The organism is Stomatobaculum sp. (assembly GCF_057248925.1).
This window is the reverse complement of sequence record NZ_DBHIHF010000024.1, coordinates 1-18,240: the sequence shown is the minus strand read 5'-3', so window position 1 is coordinate 18,240 and position 18,240 is coordinate 1. Positions and strand designations below refer to the sequence as shown.

Genomic DNA, 18,240 nt, shown 5'->3' with positions numbered 1-18,240 from the left:
ACGAAGTGCTTCGGAGAGGAGGAGAGATGCAGGAGGAGAGAAAAGCAAAGGCCTCTGTGCCGACACCGCACATTGCGGCTTTGCCGGGGGAAATCGCAGAGACGGTTTTACTGCCGGGCGACCCGCTACGCGCAAAACGGATTGCGGAAACCTTTCTGGAAGAGGTGCACTGCTTTAACGAAGTGCGAAATGTGCTCGGGTTTACGGGGCTGTACCGCGGAAAGCGTGTCTCGGTCATGGGAACCGGAATGGGCTGCCCCTCGATGGGAATTTACGCCCACGAACTGATTCACTTTTACGGCGCAGCGCGACTGATTCGAATCGGCACGGCCGGTGCCATGCAGGAAAGCATAGCTGTGCGCGATCTGGTTCTTGCAGAGGGCGCATCGACCAATTCAAACTTTCCGGCGCTTTTTGAACTCCCGGGGACTTTTGCGCCGCTTGCGGATTTCGAACTGCTGTATCGCGCGGCACGTATCGCTTCGGCCGCAAACAAATGTGTATCGGTCGGCGCGGTACTGACCAGCGATATGTTTTACGGTCCTGCGGAGAGCGAGGCCGCCGTTGAAAAGTGGAGCAAGATGGGGGTCCTCGCCGTTGAGATGGAGACGGCGGCACTCTATGCGACCGCAGCCTCTCTCGGGGCCAAGGCACTTTCCATCCTGACGGTCAGCGACCACCTTTTGACCGGGGAGACGCTCTCCGCAGAGGAGCGAGAAGCCGGCTTTACGGATATGGCAGAACTGGCACTTTCACTCGCGACGGAAGAGATGCGCGGAGGAATCATATGATTAAAATGTTCAGCAAATATTTGGGGAAGAAGTATCGCCTCATTTCCCTGCTCGCCGTATTCGGCATGGTCATGGAGGTCGTCGTAGAAAATCTGGTGCCCCTCGTGATGGCGAATCTCATTGACAACGGGATACAGGCGCAAAACTTTAATGTCGTGCTCCGGGCGGGCGGTCTTATGGTGGCGCTCGCGCTCTTCGGCCTGCTCTTCGGTTCGATCGGCGGTTATTTTGCGGCCGATGCGGCGGCGGGACTTGCCGCAAGCCTTCGGAGCGGGATTTACAGAAGCATTCAGCGCTTTTCATTCGGCAATCTCGACAAGTACTCGACTGCGGGTCTCGTGACCCGTCTCACGACGGATGTTTCGAATGTCCAAAACTCCTATCAGATGATACTGAGAACCTGCATGCGGGCGCCTGCCACCTTGATTTTCACCTTGGCGCTCACCTTCAGCATCAGCCGGAAACTCTCGATGATTTTTCTGGTCGCGCTCGGCTTTCTTTTGATTGTACTGATCCTGGTCATTAAATTTGCGGATAAGGCGTTTACGCGCGTGTTTTCGAAATACGATGCGCTGAATGCGAGCGTCCAGGAAAATGTGACCGGAATCCGCGTGGTCAAGAGTTTTGTGCGCGAAGAGTTTGAAATCGGAAGATTTAAAGTTTCCGCCGAGAATATTTACAAGCTCTTTGTGAAGGCGGAGGGACTGGTCTGCTTTATTTTCCCAGCGCTCTACCTTGCAGTCTACGGCTGTATGATCGGCATTTCCTGGTTCGGCGCACATGAAGTTGTGGCAGGCTCGCTCACCACGGGACAGCTGACCTCCTTCTTTACTTATATGATCAGCATTCTGATGTCGCTCATGATGCTTGCAATGGTCTTTGTCATGATTACGATGTCGGTCGCGAGCGGACGGCGCATCGAAGAGGTGCTCTCGGAAATCCCGAAGATTCAGACACCCGAGCAGCCGGTCACGGAAGTGAAGGACGGCTCGGTGGTCTTCTCTAAGGTCTCGTTTTCCTACGGAAAGCGCGAGGAGCCGGTCGACTGGGATAACCCGAAGGAAGTCAGAAGACAGAAGGAAAAGCAGGAGCGCATGGCAGCCGTTGAGAACGGGACCATGACACGGGAAGAGGCAATGCGGCAGGATCCGGATTTCCGAGAGGAAGCGAATCCGCGCTTTGTACTGAGCGATGTTACGCTTTCGGTGCGCTCCGGCGAGACCATCGGCATCATCGGCGGCACCGGTTCCTCGAAGACTTCTCTGGTCAGCCTGATTCCGCGCCTGTATGACGCGACGGAGGGCGAGGTTCTGGTCGGCGGTAAAAACGTAAAGAACTACGACTTAAAGGCGCTCCGCGACGCAGTCGGCATGGTACTCCAGAAGAATACGCTCTTTTCCGGCACCATCTACGACAACCTCCGCTGGGGAAATCCCGATGCGAGCGATGCGGACTGTGAGGAGGCTTGTCGCCTCGCCTGTGCCGACGAGTTCGTGCGGAGCTTCCCGGACGGCTATCACACCTGGATCGAACAGGGCGGCAGCAATGTTTCCGGCGGACAGAAACAGCGCCTCTGCATTGCGAGAGCGCTCTTAAAGAAGCCGAAAATTCTGATTCTCGACGACTCAACCAGCGCTGTCGATACCGCGACGGATGCCTCGATACGCAAGGCGTTCCGGGAGAAGATTCCGAATACGACAAAGTTCATCATTTCCCAGCGCATTTCGGGCGTAAAGGATGCGGATCGCATTCTGGTGCTCGAGGAGGGGCGCGTGAGCGGTTTCGGCACCCACGAAGAATTGTTGAAGAACAACGAAATTTACGCCTCTGTGGTTGCCGCGCAGACAGAGGGCGGCGGCGACTTTGACGAGAGAGAGGAGGCGTGACGCGATGGCAAACACAAAGAAAAAAGCGAATTTGGGTAATATCACATCGAGAAGCATGCGCCGCCTGACCTCCGGTATTTTAAAGGATTACGGACTGCAGATGATAATCGTGCTGATCTGTGTCATTGCGGCGGCTCTGGCGGATGCCTACGGCATGCTGTTCATTCAGAAACTGATCGATAACTACATCACCCCCTTGCTGCACGCGGAGCAGAAAGACTTTTCCCCGCTGCTTGCTGCCTTGCAGCATATCGCGCTGATTTATCTGGTATCCGTGGTCGCGACTTATGTCTACCAGATTTTGATGGTCTATGTGGGGCAGGGCACGCTCCTCAAAATCCGAAAGCGTCTGTTTGCGCACATGGAGTCGCTGCCCATATCCTATTTTGACACGCATGCGCACGGCGACATCATGTCGGTCTATACGAACGACACGGACACGCTGCGCCAGCTGATTGTCGATGTGTTCCCGCAGCTCGCCAGCATGATTCTTTCCGTCATCACGGTTCTCGCGAGCATGTTTCTTTTGCATGTTCCGCTCACGCTGATTGCGCTTGTTTTGACGGCGCTCATGCTCTTTATTTCCGGTAAGGTCGCAAAGATCTCCGGCAAATACTTCGGCATTCAGCAGAAGGAACTCGGGGGCTTAAACGGCTACATTGAGGAGATGATGGAGGGACAGAAGGTCATCAAAGTTTTCTCCCATGAAGCGCAGAGCATTGCGGAGTTTGAAGAGCGAAACCAAAAACTTAGGGACGCGAGCGCCAGAGCGAACGGCATTGCGAACGTCCTGTTGCCGGTTGCGGCGCAGCTCGGTCGCCTGCAATATGTGCTGATTGCGACGATCGGCGCAGTCTTTGCGCTGAACGGGAACTTTGGACTCAGCATCGGTACCCTGGTTGCCTTTATGACTATGAACCAGAACTTCACGCGCCCCATCACGCAGATTACGACCCAGCTGAATTCGGTCGCGATGGCGGCGGCCGGTGCCGACCGCATCTATCAGCTGCTCGATGAGCCCTCCGAGACCGACGAGGGCTATGTGACCCTGGTCCGCGCGAGTAGAAACCCGGACGGTTCGCTCGCCGAGACGGAAAAGCGCACCGGGCTCTGGGCGTGGCGGCATGTGCATAAGACAGATGGCAGCGTGGAGCTGATTGAGTTGAAAGGACGTGTGGAACTCGAACATGTCGACTTCGGCTATGTGCCGGAGAAGACCGTGCTTCACGACATCAGCCTCTTTGCGGAACCCGGACAGAAGATTGCCTTTGTAGGATCGACCGGCGCAGGAAAGACGACCATCACGAATCTCATCAACCGCTTTTACGAGATTCAGGAGGGAAAGATCCGTTACGACGGCATCAATATCACGAAGATTAAAAAGGCGGATCTCCGCGCCTCGCTCGGCATCGTGCTGCAGGATACCAATCTCTTTACCGGCACGGTGATGGAAAATATACGCTTCGGACGTCTGGATGCGACGGATGAAGAGTGCATCGAAGCCGCAAAGCTCGCGAACGCGGACGGCTTTATCAACCGCCTGCCGGACGGGTATCAGACCATGCTCCGCGGCAACGGCGCAAACCTCTCGCAGGGACAGCGGCAGCTCCTCGCGATTGCGCGGGCTGCGGTCATGGATCCGCCGGCGTTAATCCTTGATGAAGCGACTTCTTCGATTGACAGCCGGACCGAGCAGCTGGTGCAGCGCGGCATGGATTCTTTGATGAAGGGGCGCACCACCTTTGTGATTGCGCACCGCTTAAGCACGATTAAAAATGCGGACTGCATCATGGTTATGGAGCAGGGGCGCATCATCGAGCGCGGCAATCACGAGGAATTGCTCGAGAAGAAGGGGCGCTATTACCGTCTGTATACGGGAAAGCAAGCTTGAGAAGCCGCGCCCCGCGTGCTATGATATTTGCAGATAAAAATGCACAGAGAAAAGGCGGAACAGGCATGAAAAAGAGAAGAGTAATGCTGAAACTCTCCGGCGAAGCGCTTGCGAATGCGAACGGCAAGGGCTATGACGAGGCGGTGGTCCGGGACATTGCGCGGCAGGTCAAGCGCTCGGTCGATGCGGGTGTCGAGGTCGGCATTGTGATCGGCGGCGGCAACTACTGGAGAGGCAGAACCGGGACAGAGATTGCCCGCGTGAAGGCCGACCAGATCGGGATGCTCGCGACTGTTATGAACTGCATCTATGTCTCGGAGATTTTCCGCGGCGAGGGCATGGAGACAGAGATATTCAGTCCCTTCCTCTGCGGCGCGATGACCGAGCTCTTTTCGGTCGACAAGGCGAATGCGCTCTTTGCGGCGGGCAAGGTGCTCTTTTTTGCGGGCGGCACGGGACATCCGTACTTCTCGACCGACACCGGGATTGCGCTCCGGGCCGCAGAGCTCGGCGTCGATGAGATTTTGCTCGCGAAGTCGATTGACGGCGTCTACACGGCGGATCCGAAGCTCGACCCGAATGCAAAGCGCTACGACACCCTGACCATGCAGGAGATGATCGACAAAAAGCTCGGGGTCATTGACCTGACGGCGAGCGTGCTCTGCATGGAAAATAAGATTCCGCTCGCAATCTTTGATTTGCACGGCGACAACGCAATCGCGGATGCGCTCCGCGGCGTGATTCACGGCACAACGGTGACGGTATAAAACAAGATACCTTGGAGGATGAGATGGCAGACTTAAAGGATACACTCAAAGAGCTGGAAGACAGAATGAACAAGACAATCTCGTTCATGCAGGAAGAGTTCTCGGCAATTCGCGCCGGCAGAGCCAACCCGCATGTTCTGGATCGCATCACGGTCGATTACTACGGCACACAGACGCCGCTGCAGCAGGTCGGCAATATCTCGGTGCCGGAGGCAAGAATGATTCTGATTCAGCCCTGGGACAAGAGTCTCTTGAAAGAGATTGAAAAGGCAATCCTTACCTCGGATCTCGGCATTAACCCGACGAACGACGGCTCGGTGATTCGCCTTTTGTTCCCGGAACTCACCGAAGAGCGCAGAAAGGCGCTGACCAAGGAGATCCGGAAAAAAGGAGAGGCGGCAAAGGTCGCCGTCCGCAACATCCGCCGCGACGGCGCAGATGTCTTCAAGAAAATGGAGAAGGCAAACGAGATCACCGAGGATGATCTCTCTGACGCAAACGAGAAGCTGCAGAAGCTGACGGATAAGGCGGTGGAGCGCATTGATAAGGCGGTCGAGGTCAAGGACAAGGAGCTCATGACAGTCTGACACACCGTTAAAGTTTGGCAGAGTGGCGGTCCCATCCGGGCCGCCTTTTTTGAACATGAGGAGGCAGAATGACAGAGCGGCTGGCGGGGAAGGTGATTCCCGAACACATTGCAATTATATTGGACGGAAACGGCAGATGGGCGGCGGAGCGCTCCCTGCCGCGCGCGATGGGGCATAAGGCGGGCTGTGAGGCGGTGGAACAGACCGTGCGCGATTGTGCGGCGCTCGGCGTCAAGTACCTCACGGTCTACGGTTTCTCGACGGAGAACTGGAAGCGCTCGGAAGAAGAGGTCGGTGCGCTCATGCATCTCTTCCGCCTGTATTTAAAAAAGCTCCTGAAAGTCGCAAAGGAAGAGGGCTGTCGCTGCAAGATGATAGGCGATAAGTCGCGTTTTGCGCCGGACATCATTGCGGCGATTGACCGCTTGGTCGAGGAGACCAAGGACAATACGGGCATGACCTTTGTGATTGCGATTAATTACGGCGGACGGGACGAACTGCGCCGTGCCTTTCTGCGCCTCTTGGAGGAGAAGAAAGGCAGCGGAGCGCCGGAACTCACGGAAGAGGAGATTTCCGACAGCCTCGACACGGCGGGCATCCCGGATCCGGATCTCCTGATTCGCACGAGCGGTGAACTTCGTCTCTCCAATTTCCTGCTCTGGCAGCTCGCCTACAGCGAACTCTATGTGACGCCGCTCTACTGGCCGGATTTCACGATGGAAGCACTGGAAGATGCGATTCTCGCCTACAACCAAAGAGAACGCCGCTTCGGCGGCCGCATCCGCTAAGACAAAAGGAGGAATATGCCCATGTCCCGCCTTTTGAACATCCTTGGCAGCCGGAAGTTCCACCTGCGTCTCTTGAGCGGTATTGTGCTGGTACTGCTCGCGTTTTTCGTGCTGCGGCGCGGCGGTATGGTGCTTTATTGCAGCATGATGGCAATCTCGCTGGTCGGGCAGTATGAATTGTATCGTGTCGTCAAGACAGAGCGAGAGCCGCTCGGCATCGTCGGCTATCTCTCGAGTATCGCGTATTACCTCTTATTGCTCGCACGGCACTATGATTACGGCATGCCGCTCATGATCGGCACGCTGATGGCGCTGATGGCGCTCTTTGTGCTGAGCTATCCGCGCTATCGCACCGAACAGATTGCGGTCGGGCTCATGGGGGTGCTCTATACGACCGTGATGTTTTCCTATGTGTATCGCGTGCGCAGCATGCCGCACGGGGCTCATCTGGTCTGGCTCATCTTCATCTCGAGCTGGGGTTGCGACACGTTTGCCTATGTGGTCGGCATGCTGCTCGGCTCCCACCACTTTGCGCCGGTCCTTAGCCCCAAGAAGACGGTTGAGGGGGCGGTCGGCGGTGTCGCTGGGGCAGCGCTCCTCGGCCTTGCCTTCGGCTTTTTCCTTCGCGCAGAGCTCGCGGAACTCGGCAACCCGGGGTTTGCCTGCCTATTTGCCTGTGGATTCAGTGCGGTGATTTCGCAGATCGGCGATCTCGCGGCTTCGGCAATCAAGCGCGACCACGAGGTCAAGGACTACGGCGATCTGATTCCCGGACACGGCGGTATCCTGGACCGGTTTGACAGCTTGCTCTTCACCGCACCGGCGATTTTCTTTGCGCTGTTTCTCTACAGTTACTTTGTCAGTCATTGAGGAGGAAAACTATGAGACATATTTCCGTTCTCGGTTCCACGGGTTCCATCGGCACACAGACCCTCGAGGTAGCACGCGCCAACGGTGACATCCGCATTGAGGCGCTCGCGGCGCACGGAAACATTGCGCTGCTTGAGGAGCAAATCCGGGAATTTCACCCGCGTACCGTCTGCGTCTACGATGAAACGAAGGCGGCGGAGCTGAAAATCAAGGTCGCGGACACCGGAACCAAGGTCTACGCCGGGCAGGAGGGCTTAATCGAAGTTGCGACCGAGGCCAAGGCAAAGACACTGGTGACGGGGATTGTCGGCATGATCGGCATTGAGCCGACCGTCGCGGCGATTCGCGAGGGCAAGAACATTGCGCTCGCAAACAAGGAGACCTTGGTCTGTGCGGGGCACATCATCATGCCGCTCGCCGCGCGCGAGGGCGTCAAGATACTGCCGGTCGATTCGGAGCACTCGGCCATTTTTCAATGTCTCCGCGGCAACAAGAAGAACCGGATCCGGAAAATTCTGCTGACCGCTTCCGGCGGCCCCTTCCGCGGTTACACGAGAAAACAGCTTGAGAAGGTGACCTTGCAGGATGCCCTCCGGCATCCGACCTGGAACATGGGACACAAGGTGACCATTGACTCCTCGACCATGGTGAACAAAGGACTTGAGCTCATTGAGGCGCGCTGGCTCTTCGATGTCGAGGTCGATGAAATCGAAGTGCTTGTGCAGCCGCAGAGCATCCTGCACTCCGCGGTCGAATTTATGGACGGGGCGGTCATGGCGGAGCTCGGCACCCCGGATATGAAACTCCCGATTCAGTATGCGCTCTATTATCCGAAGCGCAAAAAACTCGCCGGCAGCAAGCGCCTGGACCTATCGGCGCTCGGCAAGCTGGATTTCTCGGCGCCGGACTTCAAGGCATTCCCGGGTCTCAAGCTCGCCTACCGCGCGGGTCGACTGGGGGGCAGTCTGCCGACCGTCTTCAACGCGGCAAATGAAGTCGCCGTCCGCGCCTTTCTCGAGGAGAAAATCGGCTATCTGCAAATTGCGTCCTGCATAGAAGATGCGATGGAACAACACGAGAAGGTCGGTCTGCTCGGGTCACCGGCCGTCTCGGATATTCTTGCGCTTCAGAAGTCAACGGAGGCGTGGCTCAAGGCGCGCTATCACCTCGCATAACACAGATCAGATAGAAAGGAGAGTTTGTGCATCAGCTTGTCAATATCATTCTGGCCGTTTTACTCTTTGGGTTTATCATCTTCTTTCATGAGCTTGGGCATTTTCTTGCGGCGCGCCTCTTCGGCGTCGGCGTGGACAGTTTCTCGCTCGGCATGGGGCCCAAGATTATCGCAAAGAAACACGGCGATACCGAATATGCGATTCGCGCCGTGCCGTTTGGCGGCTTTTGCGCGATGCAGGGAGAAGACGAAAGCAAGAGGGAGCCGAGGCCGGGGGACTTTACGGCCCATGCGCCCTGGCAGCGCTTCTTCATTCTGATTGCCGGCGCTTGCTTTAATTTCCTGCTCGCGTTTCTGCTCGGACTTGTCCTGGTCATGCAGACGGGTGTCGACAAGCCTTATATCGGACAGCTCATGCCCGGCATGCCGGCGGAGGAAGCGGGACTGAAAGCCGGGGATCGCATTCTCGCGGTCAACGGCAGCAAGGCAGTCTTTTTCCGCGATGTCTCGATGGCACTCCGGTTCCATGCGGGCGAGCCGATTACCTTTCGTTATGAGACGCCGGCGGGTGAAAAGCGCACAGTCACGGTGACACCGAAATATTTAAAGGAGCAGGACGGCTACTTCACAGGCATCGTGTCGGCGGGAAGCATGCCGGTCAAAAATCCGGCGGAGCTCGTCTACTATGCCGCCGGAGAAGTGGGGCTCAACATCCGCATGGCGATTCAGTCGGTGCGCATGCTCGTCAAGGGGGCTGTCTCGCCGAAAAATCTGACCGGGCCGGTCGGTATTGTCCAGGCCATCAGCGAGAATATGGACGCGGCGCGCCCCTACGGGCTTCGCGTCATGCTGCTCTCGCTGTTTTCGTTCGGCCTTTTGCTCAGCGCAAACCTTGGTGTCATGAACCTCTTGCCGCTGCCCGCGCTGGATGGCGGCAGAGCGCTGCTCACGGCGGTCGAAGCCGTGATACGGCGTCCCCTGAACCGGAAAATCGAGGCGACAGTCCACCTGACAGGCTTTGTCCTGCTGATGGGACTCATGCTCTATGTGCTTTGGAATGACATCATGCGCATTGTGCAGCACACGAGCTTCTAAGGAGAAGAGATGAGAGAACGTCATAAGACAAGGGTGGTGCGAATCGGCGACGTCACAATCGGCGGCGATCACCCGATTCGCATCCAGTCAATGTGCAATACGAAGACGGAGGATGTCGAAGCGACAGTTGCGCAGATTCGCGCGCTCACGGCGGCAGGCTGTGAGATTGTGCGGGTCGCCGTGCCGACCGTGGCAGCGGCGGAAGCTGTCGGAGAGATTCGGCGGCAGATTAAAATTCCGCTGGTCGCGGACATTCACTTTGACTACCGCCTGGCGCTTGCGGCCATGGAACACGGCGCCGATAAGATACGCATTAACCCCGGAAATATCGGCGAGGATTGGAAGTTGCGGGAAGTTGTGAACGCGGCGAAAGCGCGCAACATCCCGATTCGGGTCGGCGTGAACTCCGGCTCGCTCGAAAAGGAAATACTAAAAAAATACGGCGGCGTCACGGCAGAAGGCATTGTGGAGTCCGCGCTCGAAAAGGTGCACCGCATCGAGGAACTCGGCTATGAGAATCTGGTCATCAGCATCAAGTCTTCGGACGTGTTGATGTGTATCAAGGCGCATGAATTGCTTGCGGCCGAGACCGATTATCCCCTGCACATCGGCATCACCGAGGCGGGGACGCTGCTCCGCGGAACCGTGAAGTCCGCGGTGGGACTCGGCGTAATTCTCTACGAGGGCATAGGCGACACGATACGCGTCTCGCTGACCGGGGATCCGCTAGAGGAAATCAAGGCAGCGCGCGAAATTTTAAAGAGTCTCGGGCTTCGGAAGGGCGGCGTCGAAGTGGTGTCCTGCCCGACCTGCGGCCGCACGGAAATCGATTTGATTGGCCTCGCGAACCGGGTCGAGAGTCTCGTGGAGCGCTACAGCGATCTGGATGTCCGCGTTGCGGTCATGGGCTGCGTCGTGAACGGACCCGGCGAGGCGCGGGAGGCCGATTTCGGCGTGGCGGGCGGCAAGGGCGCAGGGGTCCTGATCCGAAAGGGCGAGGTGATACGGACCATGCCCGAGGCGGAACTGCTCCCGGCTCTGGAGGCCGAATTGCAGCGCATCAGGGCAGAACGGCGATGAAAGCATTTTCCGAAGTATTTCCGCATTTTCAGGCGACAGCGGCAGAACAGGCGCTTGTCGCCTGCTTGCTTGTGGAGCGGGTTGTGGTCTCGGACGATATGTCCCGCCTGACAGTCTGTGTGGTCTCGCGAAGCTTTGCCGAGCGCGCTGCGTTTCGGGCGCTCGCGGAGGAGCTGCGAGAGCAGCTCTTCGGGAAGCGAAACATTCAGGTCGAAGTGCGCGAGCGCTTTCAGCTCGGCGGCGAGTTCACCGCAGAGCAGCTGTTTCAGGCCTATCAGGACAGTCTCTTGGAAGAGCTGAGAAGCCGTTCTCTTCTCGCCGCGCGGATTCTGGAGCGCGGCAAGGTGAGGTTTCCTTCGCCGAATGTGCTGCTCTGCGATGTGGAAGATATGTCCTTAAACCGCTCGGTGATGCAAGATTTGCGCCGCTATCTGGAAGAAGAGGTGTTCGAGGGGCGCTGCGGTCTCAAAATGGAGTTCCGGCCGAACTTTGTGCCGTTTGAAAAAAAGCAGCTCGCCGAAGTGCCGGCGGAGGCGCTTGCGGTGCGGCAGAAAGAAGAGGAAGAGGAGGGCTTCTTCCTCCCGGCGGAAAGCGCAGCGGAGGCATTGCCCGGAGAGACGGACAGCACGCCTCCCGCCAAGCAGCCGGCAAGCGAAAAGGCCGCCGCGCCGAAAAAGAATCCGGCGGAGAAAAAAGGCGGAGAGAACAAAAAACGTTTTTCCGGCGAGAAGGTTCGCGGCGAGCGGCGCGAGTATTCGCGTTCCCTTCGCCGTTCGGATAATCCCGATGTGCTCTACGGCAGGGATTTTGAGGATGCGTGTACGCCGATTTCGGAGATCACGGAAGTCGGCGGAGAAGTCACCCTGCGCGGCAAGATTTTTGAACTGGACATGCACTTTATCGAAAAAAGCGGAAGCACGCTCTTCGTCTTTTCCGTCACGGACTATACGGACTCGATCACCGCAAAACTCTTTGTGCGCGGCGAGGGCGAGGAGCTGGACCGCCTGAAGGTAGCGTTAAAGGTCGGTGCCTTTTTCAAACTCCGCGGCGCGACGACGATTGACAGCCGGGACGGCGAGCTGATTCTGGGCGCTGTGCGCGGACTGAAGAAGACCGAACCCTTTGAGGAATCAAAGCGGGAGGATCACGCGAGAGAGAAGCGCGTAGAGCTGCACTGTCACACGAAAATGAGCGATCTCGACGCCGTGAGCAGTGCAAAGGATATCATCAAGCAGGTGAAGCGCTGGGGCATGGAGGCAGTCGCCATCACCGATCACGGCAATTTGCAGGCCTTCCCGGAGGCCTGGCACACTGTCTCCGATGACCGGGAGAACAATCCGAAAATCATCTACGGCGTCGAGGGCTATCTGGTGGATGATTTGAAGGAACTTGTCATCTCGCCCGGCGAGAAGACGCTCGACGACAGTTTTGTGGTCTTTGACATTGAGACCACCGGTTTTTCCCCGCGGAAAAACAGAATCATCGAGATCGGCGCGGTGAAACTGGCGGGCGGAAAGATTGTGGACCGCTTTTCGCAGTTTGTGAACCCGGAGCTGCCGATTCCCTATCATATCGAGCAGCTGACCGGGATTAACGATGCGATGGTGCGAACCGCACCGACCATCGGGAAGGTACTGCCCGACTTCCTCGCCTTTTGCGGCGACGCCGCCGTGGTCGCACACAATGCGAGCTTTGACACGAGCTTTATCCGGGAGAATGCGCGTTCGCTGGGGCTTTCCTACGCACCGACCATTCTCGACACCGTGAGTCTCGCACATGTCCTGCTGCCGAAGCTGAACCGCTATAAGCTTGATACGGTCGCGAAGGCGCTGGGCGTATCGCTCGAAAACCATCACCGCGCGGTCGATGATGCCGAATGCACGGCCGGCATCTTCTTAAAGTTCATGGAGATGTTAGAGGAGCAGGGGGCGCATACCTTGGTCGAGGTTGCGGCGCTCGGCGACAGCTCCGAAGCGCTGATTAAAAAGATGAACAGCTATCATGTAATCATCCTCGCAAAGAATGAGCTCGGGAGGGTGAATTTGTACCGCCTCGTCTCGGACTCGCACTTAAAGTATTTTCAGAAGCGCCCGCGGATTCCGAAGAGCGAATTGCAGCGCTATCGAGAAGGGCTGATTATCGGCTCCGCCTGCGAAGCGGGAGAGCTCTACCAGGCCTTGCTCCGCGATGCGCCGGAGGAAGAGGTGAACCGCATCGCGGGTTTTTACGACTATCTGGAGATTCAGCCGATCGAGAACAACCTCTTCATGCTGGACAGCGACCGCTTTGCCCCGGACACCGAGGAGGATCTAAAGAACTTAAACCGCCGCATTGTAGCGCTCGGCGATGCGCTCCAGAAGCCCGTGGTAGCGACCTGTGACGTGCATTTCCTGAATCCGGAAGATGAGATTTACCGGCGCATGATTTTCTTCGGCAACAAATACGACGACGCCGACAAGCAACCGCCGCTCTATTTCCGGACCACGGAGGAGATGTTGAAAGAATTTGCCTACCTCGGCCCCGAGAAGTGTGAAGAGGTGGTCATCAAGAACACGCAGAAAATTGCGCGCATGGTGGAGCGCATTTCCCCGGTGCGCCCGGACAAGTGCCCGCCGGTCATCGACCGCTCGGATGAAAAGCTCACGGAACTTTGCTATGGCAAGGCCTATGCGCAGTACGGGAATCCGCTTCCGGAGATTGTGAAAAACCGGCTCGAAAAGGAGCTGAGTTCCATCATCAAGAACGGCTTTGCCGTCATGTACATCATTGCGCAGGAACTCGTGAAACACTCGAACGAAGAGGGCTATCTCGTCGGCTCCCGCGGCTCGGTCGGCTCCTCCTTTGTCGCTTATACGGCGGGTATCACCGAGGTGAATCCTCTGCCGCCGCACTATGTCTGCCCGAATTGCCAATACTCGGACTTCGACTCGGAGATCCCGAAGCGGTTCGCGGGGACGGCCGGCTGTGACATGCCGGACCAAATCTGCCCGCACTGCGGCGCGAAGCTCAGAAAGGACGGCTTTGACATCCCGTTTGAGACCTTCCTCGGCTTTAAGGGCGACAAGGAGCCGGATATCGACTTAAACTTCTCCGGCGAAAACCAGAGCTCGGCGCACGCCTACACCGAGGTCATTTTCGGAAAAGGGCAGACCTTCCGCGCCGGCACGGTCGGCACGCTCGCGGAGAAGACGGCTTTCGGCTATGTGAAGAATTACTTTGAGGAGCACGGAACGAGAAAGCGAAAGTGCGAAATCAACCGCCTTGTGCAGGGCTGTGTCGGCGTGCGGCGCACCACCGGGCAACATCCGGGCGGCATCGTTGTCTTGCCGAAGGGCGAGTCGATTTACTCCTTTACGCCTTTGCAGCACCCGGCGAACGATGCGACTTCGCCGATTATCACGACACATTTCGAGTATCATGCGATTGACCATAACCTCCTGAAACTCGATATTTTGGGACATCAGGACCCGACCATGATACGCATGCTGCAGGATCTCACGCAGATCGATCCGGTGAAGGACATCCCGCTCGATTCGCCGGAGGTCATGAGCCTCTTTCAGAGCACCGAGGCGCTCGGCGTGAAGCCGGACGACATCCTCGGTTGCCAGCTCGGCGCGCTCGGCATTCCGGAGTTCGGCACCGACTTCGCGATGAACATGGTCATCGAGGCCAAGCCGAAGGGCTTCTCCGACCTGGTTCGCATTGCGGGACTCGCGCACGGCACCGATGTCTGGCAGGGCAATGCGGAAGTGTTGATTTCCGAGGGCACGGCAACCATTCAGACCGCTATCTGCACGCGAGACGATATCATGCTCTCGCTGATACAGTGGGGCATGGACCCGCAGGAGAGCTTTAAAATTATGGAGTCCGTCCGAAAAGGCAAGGGACTTACGCCGGACTGGGAGGCACACATGCGGGAGCACGAGGTACCGGACTGGTACATCTGGTCCTGCAAAAAGATCAAGTACATGTTCCCGAAGGCGCATGCCGCGGCCTATGTCATGATGGCGTGGCGCATCGGCTACTGCAAAATCTTTTATCCGCTCGCCTACTATGCGGCCTATTTTTCCATTCGAGCGACCGGCTTCAGCTATGAGGGCATGTGCCAGGGCAAGGAGCGGCTTGAATTCCTGCTCGCCGAATTAAAAAAGCGGGATTACAGCGGCAACCGCGTGAACCCGCTGACGCCGAAGGAAGAGGATATGGTCAAAGACGGCAGAATTGCCCAGGAAATGTATGCGAGAGGGTTCTCCTTCCTGCCGATCGACCTCTACCGCGTCAAGGCAACACAGTTCACGATTGTGGACGGAAAGATTATGCCGGCGCTCACCTCAATCGACGGACTCGGCGAGAGTGCGGCGGAGCAGATTGTGCGCGCGGCGGCCGAGGGACAGTTCATCTCGAAGGATGATTTCCGCGCGCGGAGCGGCGCGGGGCAGACCATCTGTGATTTGCTCGACAAACTCGGTATACTCGGCAAGCTCCCGGAGTCAAACCAGCTCTCGCTCTTTGATCTCATGTGAGTGCCCTGTTTGACAAATAAAAACAGAAAATTTACAATCTATGTTCAGATACCGATAGAAGACGGAGGAAAGGCGATGGACTACTCGTTTCAGAAGATAGAGCCGAAGTGGCAGGCAAAGTGGGAGGAAGAGGGCATCTTCCACGCGGAGGATTTTTCGGAGAAGCCGAAGTTCTACGGCCTCGTGGAATTTCCTTACCCGAGCGGCGCCGGCATGCATGTCGGCCACATCAAGGCGTACTCGAGCATCGAAGTGCTCTCGAGAAAGCGGAGAATGCAGGGCTACAATGTGCTGTTCCCGATCGGCTTTGATGCCTTCGGCCTGCCGACCGAAAACTATGCGATTAAGACCAACACGCACCCGCGCGAAATCACGGACAAGAACATTGCGAAGTTCTCGGAGCAGTTGAAGCGCGTCGGCTTCTCCTTTGACTGGACCCGTGTCATCGACACTTCCCGCGACGACTACTACAAGTGGACTCAGTGGATTTTCTTGAAGCTCTTTGAGAAGGGACTCGTGTTCCGCAATAAGACGCTGGTCAACTACTGCCCGTCCTGTAAGGTCGTGCTCTCGAATGAGGACAGCCAGGGCGGAAAATGCGACATCTGCCACTCGGATGTCATCCAGCTCCCGAAGGATGTCTGGTACTTAAAGATTACAAAGTACGCGGACAAACTCCTCCTCGGCCTCGATGAGGTGGATTATCCCGAGAACATCAAGCAGCAGCAGGTCAACTGGATCGGCAAGTCGACAGGCGCTTTCGTCGATTTTCAGTTAAAGGATCTCGATGAGAAGCTGGAGATTTATACGACGCGCTGTGACACGCTTTTCGGCGTGACCTTCATGGTCATTGCGCCCGAGCACCCGTTAATTGACAAGTTCTCGTCTAAGATCAAAAACATGGACGCCGTGCTCGCTTACCGCGAGGAGGCTTCCCGTAAAACCGAGTTTGAGCGCACCCAGCTTGTCAAGGACAAGACGGGTGTCCGCATCGAGGGCATTACGGCCGTCAATCCGGTCAGCGGCAGGGAGATTCCGATTTTCATTTCGGACTATGTCATGATGGGCTACGGCACCGGCGCAATTATGGCGGTGCCGGCGCACGACCAGCGCGACTATGAGTTCGCAAAGCGCTTCGGCGCAGAGATTATCCCTGTCATTGAGGGCGGCGATCTCGAGAAGGAAGCCTACAGCGGTGACGGCGTCATGATTAACTCCGACTTCCTGAACGGCATGACCAACAAGAAGGATTCGATTGCGCGCATGCTCGAATTCCTCGCGGAGAAGGGCATCGGCCACGCGGGCGTGCAGTTCAAGATGAAGGACTGGGCCTTTAACCGCCAGCGCTACTGGGGTGAGCCGATTCCGTTGATTCACTGCCCGAACTGCGGCGTAGTCGCGGTCCCCTATGAGGAGCTTCCGCTCCGCCTGCCCGATATGGATAACTTTAAGCCCGGCGAGGACGGTCAGTCGCCGCTCGCGAAGGTCGAGTCGTTTGTGAACTGCACCTGCCCGAAGTGCGGCGGCGCGGCAAAGCGCGAGACCGATACCATGCCGCAGTGGGCGGGTTCCTCTTGGTACTTCCTTCGCTACTGCGACCCGCACAACAGCGAGAAGTTCGCGGACAGAGAGAAGATTAACTACTGGATGCCGGTTGACTGGTACAACGGCGGTATGGAGCATGTGACACGCCACCTGATTTATTCCCGTTTCTGGCACCACTTCCTCTATGATCTCGGCGAGGTCAATACACCGGAGCCCTATAAGAAGCGCTCGGCGCAGGGGATGATACTCGGCGCGGACGGCGAGAAGATGAGCAAGTCGAAGGGCAATGTTGTGGATCCGCTCGACATCGTTTCGCAGTACGGTGCGGATACGCTTCGCGTCTATGTGCTCTTTATGGGGGATTACGGCTCGGCGGCGCCGTGGAACGACAGCTCAGTCAAGGGCTGCCGCCGCTTCCTGGAGCGCGTGTTTGCGCTGCAGGACATCGTGGTGCCGGAGACAGTGAAGTCGCTCGAGGCTTCCCTCCACAAGACGATCAAGAAGGTCTCGGCGGACATCGAAGAGCAGAAGTACAACACAGCCATTGCTGCGCTCATGACCTTCCTGAATGAGGTCGGCAAGGAGAAGAAAATCGGCAGAGAGCAGTTGCTCTGCTTTGTGAAGCTTCTGAATCCGTTTGCGCCGCACATCGCCGAGGAGATTTATCAGAATCAGGGCGGCGAGGGCTCGCTGCAGCTTGCTTCCTGGCCGGAGCACGATGAGGCGAAGACCGTCGACGAGAGTATCGAAATCGGCGTGCAGGTAAACGGTAAGCTCCGAGCAACCGTGACCATCCCGACCGACTGCGAGAAAGAGGAAGCCCTTGCTCTCGCAAAGGCGGACGAGAAGGTGCAGGCGGCGCTCGAAGGTAAGAACCTCGTCAAAGAAATTTATGTGCCGAATAAGATTGTGAACCTTGTGGTAAAGTAATTGCGACAAGAAGAAACGCTCTCCCTTGCCTGCGAAAGCAGACAAAGGGAGAGCGTTTTATTTTGTTTCATTGCATGTCAACGCCTTTCTGTTTCATAGCCGGGCTGAAGTCAGACCGTGTGAGTTCATCAAGGTGCATCTTTCCATCCGTGCGTTGTCGGATTGCTTTTTTGTTCAGAGTATCATAGGCTTGCATTTCAAGTTATCCTACTTGATCTTGCAATCTAGATTTCCTTTTTCTTTCTAGATTGCAAGATTAAGTAGGACAGTCTGAAATAATTCCTCCGGCGAACTGTAATGAAAAGATTTTCGG

General features: G+C 56.8%; 12 protein-coding genes. All 12 read left to right on the top strand.

Translation table 11 applies throughout. From position 1 onward, the window contains the following. Positions 1 to 26 precede the first annotated feature (26 nt). Complete coding sequence (gene deoD, locus ACO4XG_RS08900) at positions 27 to 791, top strand: purine-nucleoside phosphorylase (protein WP_308508035.1); 765 nt, start codon at positions 27 to 29, stop codon at positions 789 to 791. After that, entirely contained in the window at positions 788 to 2,677 is a 1,890-nt protein-coding gene (locus tag ACO4XG_RS08895) for an ABC transporter ATP-binding protein (protein WP_308508034.1), read from the top strand. Before deoD ends, ACO4XG_RS08895 begins: the two co-directional genes overlap by 4 nt. Before the next feature lie 4 nt (positions 2,678 to 2,681). Continuing rightward, positions 2,682 to 4,568: an ABC transporter ATP-binding protein gene (locus tag ACO4XG_RS08890; protein ID WP_308508033.1), complete on the top strand. Its 1,887-nt coding sequence runs from the start codon at positions 2,682 to 2,684 to the stop codon at positions 4,566 to 4,568. A 65-nt stretch (positions 4,569 to 4,633) separates the two neighbouring features. Then, a complete protein-coding gene (gene pyrH / locus ACO4XG_RS08885) occupies positions 4,634 to 5,335 on the top strand; it encodes a UMP kinase (RefSeq protein WP_308508032.1) in 702 nt (233 codons plus the stop codon). Between the two features lie 23 nt (positions 5,336 to 5,358). Continuing rightward, positions 5,359 to 5,922, top strand: coding sequence for a ribosome recycling factor (frr, locus tag ACO4XG_RS08880; RefSeq protein ID WP_308508031.1), 564 nt, complete (start codon positions 5,359 to 5,361; stop codon positions 5,920 to 5,922). 68 nt (positions 5,923 to 5,990) lie between these two features. Continuing rightward, positions 5,991 to 6,710: a polyprenyl diphosphate synthase gene (gene uppS / locus ACO4XG_RS08875; protein ID WP_308508030.1), complete on the top strand. Its 720-nt coding sequence runs from the start codon at positions 5,991 to 5,993 to the stop codon at positions 6,708 to 6,710. A gap of 21 nt (positions 6,711 to 6,731) precedes the next feature. Further along, entirely contained in the window at positions 6,732 to 7,580 is an 849-nt protein-coding gene (locus tag ACO4XG_RS08870) for a phosphatidate cytidylyltransferase (protein WP_308508029.1), read from the top strand. An 11-nt stretch (positions 7,581 to 7,591) separates the two neighbouring features. Next, a complete protein-coding gene (locus ACO4XG_RS08865) occupies positions 7,592 to 8,755 on the top strand; it encodes a 1-deoxy-D-xylulose-5-phosphate reductoisomerase (RefSeq protein WP_308508028.1) in 1,164 nt (387 codons plus the stop codon). 26 nt (positions 8,756 to 8,781) lie between these two features. Then, positions 8,782 to 9,849: a M50 family metallopeptidase gene (locus tag ACO4XG_RS08860; RefSeq protein ID WP_308508027.1), complete on the top strand. Its 1,068-nt coding sequence runs from the start codon at positions 8,782 to 8,784 to the stop codon at positions 9,847 to 9,849. 9 nt (positions 9,850 to 9,858) lie between these two features. Continuing rightward, complete coding sequence (gene ispG / locus ACO4XG_RS08855) at positions 9,859 to 10,929, top strand: flavodoxin-dependent (E)-4-hydroxy-3-methylbut-2-enyl-diphosphate synthase (RefSeq protein WP_308508026.1); 1,071 nt, start codon at positions 9,859 to 9,861, stop codon at positions 10,927 to 10,929. Continuing rightward, entirely contained in the window at positions 10,926 to 15,452 is a 4,527-nt protein-coding gene (locus ACO4XG_RS08850; RefSeq protein ID WP_308508025.1) for a PolC-type DNA polymerase III, read from the top strand. Before ispG ends, ACO4XG_RS08850 begins: the two co-directional genes overlap by 4 nt. 75 nt (positions 15,453 to 15,527) lie before the next feature. After that, on the top strand, positions 15,528 to 17,927 hold the full coding sequence (gene leuS, locus ACO4XG_RS08845) for a leucine--tRNA ligase (protein WP_308508024.1): 2,400 nt from the start codon (positions 15,528 to 15,530) through the stop codon (positions 17,925 to 17,927). The last annotated feature ends 313 nt before the right edge of the window (positions 17,928 to 18,240 follow it).